Here is a 7,864-nt window from a genome sequence, read left to right on the forward strand (position 1 = left end):
GGACCGGCTGTTCCAAGCCCACCATCCCGCGCACCGGAGCAGGCCCACGCCGGTCACCCGGGCAGTACTACGCGGGCCGATCAGGGCAGCGTCGCCGCGGAACACGTTGAGGGCGACATCCATGTCACCAACAACTACCACGCGCCGCCCGACCAGGACCCTGTGGTGCCGTTGCTCTCCGCGACGGTGCCACTGGCCGTCCCGCAGCGCCGGGTCCCGCCGGACATGCTGCGGGGGCGGGACGCACTGGCGGAAGAGCTGACCGATGCGGTGACGCGGCGCGCGAACGGCGTTCCTTCGCTGCCCGGGGTATGGCTGCTGTCGGGATTGGGCGGCTGCGGCAAGACGACGGTCGCTCTGGAGGTGGCCCATCGGGTGGCCGGCGCCCGGACACAGGTGTGGTGGGTGTCGGGTGCGGACGGCGAGGGCCTGTCGGGGGCGCTCCGCGCCGTGGCTTTCGCGGCAGGTGCCTCCCCGAGCGACTTCGTGGGCACCAATCACGCGGACGTCCTGTGGAAGTACCTCGATGCCCTCTCGGGGCCGTGGCTACTGGTCCTCGACAACATCGACGATCCTGCCGTCCTGGCGGCCCCGCCGTCCCGCGCCGCCGAGGGCACCGGCTGGCTGCGCCCGCCGGGGCACCCGCGGGGGACAGTCCTGGTCACCAGCCGGGAGTCCCGCATCGAACGGTGGGGGCACTGGGTCCGCAGGGAGAACGTCGAGCCGCTCTCCAGTGCGGACGGCGCGAAGGTCCTGAAGGACCTGGCAGCGGAGGCGGGCAGCACACCGGAGGCCGAACAACTCGCCGAGCACCTCGGGGGCCTTCCCCTCGCGCTCGACCTCGCCGGCTCTTATCTGGCGCGAACCGTGAACGACCCCTGGCCCACGCCGTCGATGCCCGACACGTTCGACGCGTATCGCCGCAGCCTCGACGCACACCTGGCCGACATGACGTCTGATCCCGACGCGGACCTGGCGCCCGCGCAGCGGACCCGCAGAGCAATTCTGAGTACATGGGAACTCTCCCTCGATCTGTTGCACCGCCAAGGCTCGGACCTGACTCGCCCGCTGCTTCGGTTGTTGTGCGCCTTCGGTCCCGCGCCCATTCCCTACCGAGAACTCCTCGCCGCCGACCAGCTCACCGAGAGCGGGCTCTTTCCAGGGCTCTCCCCTTCGCGGCTCGGGGAGGCCCTGCGCGGCCTGGCCGGCCTGAAGCTGATCACCATCGAGACGGCCCACGACCCGCCGGGCGCGGACCGAGGCGAGCCACAGAGGTGGATCACCATTCATCCGATGGTCCGGGCAGCCAGCCGCGCGCATCCCGACTTCACCGCTCAGGCGCTGCCGATGCTCCGTCTCGTCACGTCGCTCCTCCGACTGGCCACCCTTCCGCTCAACGCGGGAAACCCCGCGCAGTGGCCCCGTTGGCGGGCGATCGCGCCCCATGGTGCGGCGGCTCCGCTGCTGTTGCGCGCATGCGAAGGCAAGCTGGGAGCCGATCCCACGGACCTGGTCGTCTCGGCGACCGAACCCGCCCTGCACATTGCCCGCTATCGCCTCGGCGGTGGAATGTCCGCGGAAGCCATCGCCGAGCTCGATGCGGTGGGCGAGGCCCGGACGAGACTGCTCGGCGAGGACCATCCCGCCACCATCGCCTGCGGACTGCTCCTGGCCTGGGCATTACGGATGAGCGGCGACCTCAAGCAATCGGACGATCTGTATCAGCACCTTGCCCGCGTGGGTGAGCGGCGACTGCCGACCGACCATCCGTACCTCCAGTCGGTCCGCACCGGGCGTGCACGAACGCTGGCACAGATGGGTCGGTACGAGACTGCCGAAGCGGAGCTGCGTGTGGCGTTCGCCCTGCGCCTGCGTGATCCACGAACAGACAGGCGAAGCATCCTTCGTCTGCGCGCCGACCTTGCGAGGCTCGCGCACCGGCAGGGCCGCGTGGAAGAGGCGGTCAGCGAGCTGCGCGAGGTGCGCCGGCTGACCCGGCACTTGGCCGTGGAGGGAGAGTTGGAAACCCTCTCCGACGGGCTGAGCCTCGTACGGGCTCTGCGCGATTCCGGGCGATCGGAGGAGGCCGAGAGGGTAGCCGACGAGGTCGTCGACGAGCACAGCCGCGTGCTGCCGCCCGATCACCCCGGACTGCTCCTCGCGCGCCACGAACGGGCCCGTCTCCTGCGCGACCACGAGGGCGATCACGGGCTCCTCGAACAGGTGCGGGACGAGTTCACGGACATCTGGCAGGTGAGTCGGCGTCGGTTAGGACCGGACCACCCGGACACGGTCGCCGCTCGACACGAGCTGGCCACCGTCTGGCACCTGCTCGGCCGTCCGGACCGTGCCGCACAGCACTTCCGGGGTGCGCTGGAAGCGGGCAAGCACCGGCTCGGCGAGCATCACCCCAATGTCATCACGTGTGCCCGCAACCTCGCGACGGTGCTCGCCGAACTGGCGAACGGCGAACCACCCCGATAGGAGCTCCCACCATGGCCAACATCCGGCACGTACAGCGCTCTTCGGCAGCAGAAGACTCTGCCCCGGTGCTCAACCGGCTCCTGCAGCGCTACGCCCGTGCGGACCACACTGCTGCCCGCTCCTACGGCGGTCCCGACAGCGCGAGTTACTCCTCAAGGGGCGACAGCCCGATGGGTTCCCCTTCCTACCGGGGCAAAGACGCCGTATCGGCCGGCCAGACACCGATCGCCGCGGGTTCCGGTGCCACACCTGGTCTTTTCGAGCGTGCGGCCGAGCCTGCCACCATCGACGCATCCGAGGTTCTGGCCCTGGCACGAGGGGAGGAGAACCGTGCCTTGATCGAACGACTCCAGGCTCAGCAACGGAACGCCCACGAGGCGGTTCTCCGGGAGATTCTCGACCGTACGAGAATGCTCGCCGCCGATCGATCCGGCAGCGTGGCGTGGGTGCGGGAGGCGCAGGAACTCCTTGTTCAGGCCGACCGCTTCGATCCCGATGCGGTCACAGCGGTCCTGCTCCACCCCTCCGTGGGCCGATGGATGAGCCTGGCACTGCGCGACCTGAGCACCCCGGCCACCGAGCCGAGCGGCCCGCTGCCCGACAGCCTCGTGCATCTGCGTTCCGTCGCGGCAGCGGCGGCCGTCCGAGCCTGCATCTCGTTCACTCTTCCCCTTCCGCTTCGGGACGGCTTCGCCTTCCTGCCCACGCTAGGCGTCGCCGACCTGCGTTCGGCCAAGGCCGACACGGCGAACATCCAGCGGCATGACGGCTTGGTCACGATCAGCTGCGGCGGGCGCGCCATGGTGCAGGTATCGGAGTCGGGAGCCGACACCTCCCCGCTGTGGTTCCCGACCCGCCGAGTGCAAGCTCCGTTCGGTTCCGGCCAAGTCAGCCTGGTTCTGGATGACATGGACCCCTACCGGCAGCCGGGCGGTCCTGTGCCGCCGTCCCCGCTGCCACCATCCGAGGTGGTGCACTGGCAGCAGGTGATCCGTGACGCGGGAAGGGTACTGACCCGCGTCACCCCCGTGCGAGCGGAAGCGTTGGCGGTAGCCCTCAAGGCACTGACGCCTTGGCCCGGTACTTCCGACGCCGTGGTGGCCTCGGGGTCATCCGGTGACGCCTTCGGGGGACTCATGGCCAGCGTTCCCCCCGACGGGGTGGAACTCGCCGCAACTCTGGTCCACGAGTTCCAGCACATGAAACTGAACGCCGTGCTGGACTCACTCGAACTCCACTGTGAGCGCGACGACGCGGTGGACGAGGCCTTCTACGGCCCGTGGCGCGACGACCCTCGCCCTGTGGCCGGTCTCTTCCACGGTGTCTTCGCCTTCTTCGGGGTGATGGACTTCTGGCGGAAACTCAGCTCGGTCTCCGAGGGGGAAGAACTGCGTCGCGCCCAATTCCAGTTGCTGTACTGGAGCACGCAGACCCGTGAGGCTTACGCCGCCCTCTGCGCGTCACCACAACTGACAGATGCAGGGCGGCACTTCGCAGCTCTGATGGGCGGCGCCACCGTGCCTTGGACCGATGACGCCGCCGTACCCGACGACGTGGCCTTGCTCGCCATGGAAGCGGTCGTGGCCCATCGCACTCGCTGGCGATTGCACCATCTGCGTCCGGACCCCACCGCGGTATCGGCCCTTGCCGAGGCCTGGTCGTCCGCCGCATCTCCCCCGCCACGGCAGCACATCGATACCCTCTTGCGCCCCGATCATGATGTGGTTCCCTCCGGCGACTACACCGCACTCCTGTGCAGCGCGGCCACCGCTCCTGACCTGCTCGGGAAGCACGCTTCCGCCTTCGCCGCCGGCTTCGGCCAGGACGAGGTGGACCCCGCCGACCTGGCCCGCTTGCGGGGCTCGTTCGATGACGCACGCCGGTTGTCCGCCGACCAGGTCACCAGCCGGCCCGAGCGGTGTGGGGCCTGGGTCCGGCTCGGGCTCGCCCTGCGCAGGCTCCGTGCCGCGGCGTCCGGGGACCCTGCCGACACAGCCGAAGCGGCCGGGGCACTCACCCACCGCCCCGAGCTGGTACAGGCCTTGTACGCACAGGTCTTGGCCGATACCGGCACGGCACCCGATCCCGTCGCCCTCGCCGCCTGGGTCGGATTCCAGGACGGCACATCGCATTTTCCGGACCTGCCGCGGATGGACCAGGTCTTTACGACAGGTCCGTAGGAGCAGGAGCAGGCAGAGGCCCGCCATATATCGCGCGCCCCGCACCGCCTCCCCGCCCTACGATCACCTCCCTACAGCCGGAGGAATCGGGGGCGGTCATGCGTGAGGGCATCGGGGTCGGCACAGAAGCCACAGAAGTCACAGAGATCAGCGACGGCGCCGCCGCGGCGGTGCGCCTCGCGGAGGGGGCTTCGCCGGGGAGCATTCTGGCCGTCGCCGATGCCGACGGCTGGCTCGCGCTCGACGCAGGGGTGCGGGAGCTGTCCTGGTATCGGTCGGTGGCCCGGCTTCCGGACTGGGAGCGCACGGCCCCGCTGCCCGCCGATCTGACACAGCTCGGCGAGTCCGGGCTCGCGTTGGCTCTTTGCCACCGCGACGGCAGGATCCGCGCGGCGGCGGTACGCCGGGCGGGTCCGCACCCCGGCCTGCTGCCGCTGATCGTGATCCGCTGCGCCGACTGGGCCGCCCCCGTGCGCGAACGTGCCCGTACGCTCCTGCGCGAGGCGCTCGACCCGCAGACCGCCGTCGCTCTCGCTCCGCTGATCCTGCGTGCCGGCCGCCGTGACCGCGGGGCCTTCGGCGTCGAGCTGCTCGGGGACGCGCTGCGGCGGACGACTCCCGGGCAACTGGCCACCCTCTTCGCGCTCCGTGACGACGCCGTACGGCGGTTCGCCTACCGCCTCGCCGTCGAAGACCGGCGCCTGAATCCCGCCGCACTCGCCCGTGCCGCCGCGCACGACTTTGACGCCGTGGTCCAGGATCTGTGTGCGACGGCGGCGCTCGCGGCCGTGCTGGAAGCGGATGTCGACTCCGCCGACGTGCTCGAACCGCTGCTGACGGCACGTGCGCCGCGTGTGCGGTCCGCCGGTGTCACCGGACTGCGACAGGCGGGGCAGCCCGAGCGGGCCGAGGAGTTCCTCGCCGACCGGTCCGCGCGAGTACGTGCCTGCGCCCGGTACGTCGTACGACAGCACGGCGGCGACCCGACGGCCTGGTACCGGGCGCGGTGCGCGACGCCGGACGACCCCGGCATCGCACCCGGCGCGGCCATCGGTCTCGGCGAGTGCGGGGACCGCGCGGACGGCGCGCTGCTGCGGCGGCTGCTCGTCCACCCGGCGGACGGGGTGCGGGCGCAGGCCGTGGCCGGACTGCGGGCACTGGACCTCGCGGACACGGATCTGCTGCGGCCGCTGCTCGACGACCCGGCCCCCGGTGTCGTACGCCAGACGGTCGAGGCCCTGCTGCCCTCGGCCGGGCAGCTGCCTGCCGACTGGCTCATGGAACGCACCGGGTCCCAGTGGCCCCGGCACATCCGCGTCGCCGCGTTCCGGCTGCTCCGGGCGCACGGCGGGGTGGTGGCGCTGCGGGCGGCGTCCGGGCTCCTGGACGATCCGGACGTGAAGCTGCGCACGTGGGCCGGAGTGTCCGTGCAGCACTGGCATGCGTCGGCGGACGTGCGGCCCCGGGACCCGGAGGTGGGCGGGCTGCTCGACCGGTGCCGGCGCCTCTTCAGCGAGCATGTCCTGAAGCGGCGCAAGCGGGAGGCGGGGCTGGACGCCTGATCCGGTCGTAGCGCCCGTCCACCAGTGCCGAACGCCCCTCCCCGCAAGCGGAACCCGGCACAACGTCCGATATACGAACCCTGCTTCCCGGATTGTGACCGGATTCCTCTCTTGACGGCGCGTCCCGCCACCCTCAATATCAGGCAACGCACTTCGCGCCATGCACACGTCATTTCAGTTCAGCACAGCTCCAGCGCCCTGCGGCATCCGCGTCGCAGGGCGTCAGTACGTTCCGTCCCCCTCGCTGTTCGGAATTCGGAGCCCCACATGAGACTCTCCAGATCCGCCATGCCCCGCGCCCTGAGACGGGCCACCGCGGGCGTCGCCACCCTCGCCGCCGCCGGCCTGATCGCGGCCACCGCACCCGCGGCCATGGCGGCCCCGTCCCCGACGCTCGCGGCCCCCGACATACCGCTGGCCAACGTCAAGGCGCACCTCTCCCAGTTCCAGTCCATCGCCACGGCCAACGGCGGCAACCGCGCCCACGGCCGCCCCGGCTACAAGGCCTCGATCGACTACGCGAAGGCCAAGCTGGACGCGGCCGGGTTCACCACCACCGTGCAGCAGTTCACCTCCAGCGGCGCCACCGGCTACAACCTCATCGCGGACTGGCCGGGCGGCGACCCGAACAAGGTCTTGATGGCGGGCGCCCACCTGGACAGCGTGACCTCGGGCCCCGGCATCAACGACAACGGCTCGGGCTCGGCGGGCGTCCTGGAGACCGCACTCGCCGTCTCACGCGCGCAGTTGCAGCCCACGAAGCACCTGCGGTTCGCCTGGTGGGGCGCGGAGGAGCTCGGCCTCGTCGGCTCGAAGTACTACGTCAACAACCTCCCGAGCACCGAGCGTTCGAAGGTCTCCGGCTACCTGAACTTCGACATGATCGGCTCCCCGAACCCGGGTTACTTCGTCTACGACGACGACCCCACGATCGAGAAGACCTTCAAGGACTTCTACGCGGGCCTGAACGTCCCCACGGAGATAGAGACCGAGGGCGACGGCCGCTCCGACCACGCCAGCTTCAAGAACGTGGGCATACCCGTCGGCGGCCTCTTCACGGGCGCGAGCCGTACGAAGACCAGCGCCCAGGCCCAGAAGTGGGGCGGCACCTCGGGCCAGGCCTTCGACCGCTGCTACCACTCGTCGTGCGACACGACGGCGAACATCAATGACACCGCGCTCGACCGCAACAGCGACGCCATCGCCCACGCCATCTGGACGCTCGGCACGGAGACGTCGACCCCGCCGGGCGACTCGTACGAGAACACCGCTGACGTCGCCATCCCGGACAACGGCGCGGCCGTGACCTCGACGATCAACGTGACCGGCCGCACGGGCAACGCCCCGGCCACCCTCAAGGCGGACGTCGACATCCGGCACACCTGGCGAGGCGACGTGGTCGTCGACCTCCTCGCCCCCGACGGCACGGCGTACCGCCTGAAGAACTCCAGCAGCAACGACTCGGCGGACAACGTCATCGCGACGTACACGGTCAACGCGTCGAGCGAAGCGGCCAACGGCGCCTGGAAGCTGCGCGTGCAGGACGTGGCGTCGCAGGACACCGGCTACATCAACAGCTGGAAGCTGACGTTCTAGAACGTCCCGGACACACCCCGGCGCCCGGCAGCGTTCTTCCGC

Annotated in this window: 4 protein-coding genes; all 4 read left to right on the forward strand. The window is 70.5% G+C overall.

The features are described from left to right. Positions 1-165: 165 nt before the first annotated feature. The 4 genes from ACWFR3_RS34330 (at position 166) to ACWFR3_RS34345 (ending at position 7,822) form a co-directional block, all read left to right on the forward strand. A complete protein-coding gene (locus ACWFR3_RS34330) occupies positions 166-2,484 on the forward strand; it encodes a tetratricopeptide repeat protein (protein ID WP_453738595.1) in 2,319 nt (772 codons plus the stop codon). Between the two features lie 11 nt (positions 2,485-2,495). Continuing rightward, positions 2,496-4,664 (forward strand): HEXXH motif domain-containing protein, encoded by a 2,169-nt coding sequence (locus ACWFR3_RS34335; RefSeq protein WP_453738596.1) that lies wholly within the window; start codon positions 2,496-2,498, stop codon positions 4,662-4,664. Positions 4,665-4,762: 98 nt separating this feature from the next. Then, on the forward strand, positions 4,763-6,226 hold the full coding sequence (locus ACWFR3_RS34340; RefSeq protein ID WP_453738597.1) for a hypothetical protein: 1,464 nt from the start codon (positions 4,763-4,765) through the stop codon (positions 6,224-6,226). A gap of 288 nt (positions 6,227-6,514) precedes the next feature. Beyond that, positions 6,515-7,822, forward strand: a complete 1,308-nt coding sequence (locus ACWFR3_RS34345; protein ID WP_453738601.1) for a M28 family metallopeptidase — start codon at positions 6,515-6,517, stop codon at positions 7,820-7,822. The last annotated feature ends 42 nt before the right edge of the window (positions 7,823-7,864 follow it).

The organism is Streptomyces sp. NPDC055189, from assembly GCF_053606765.1.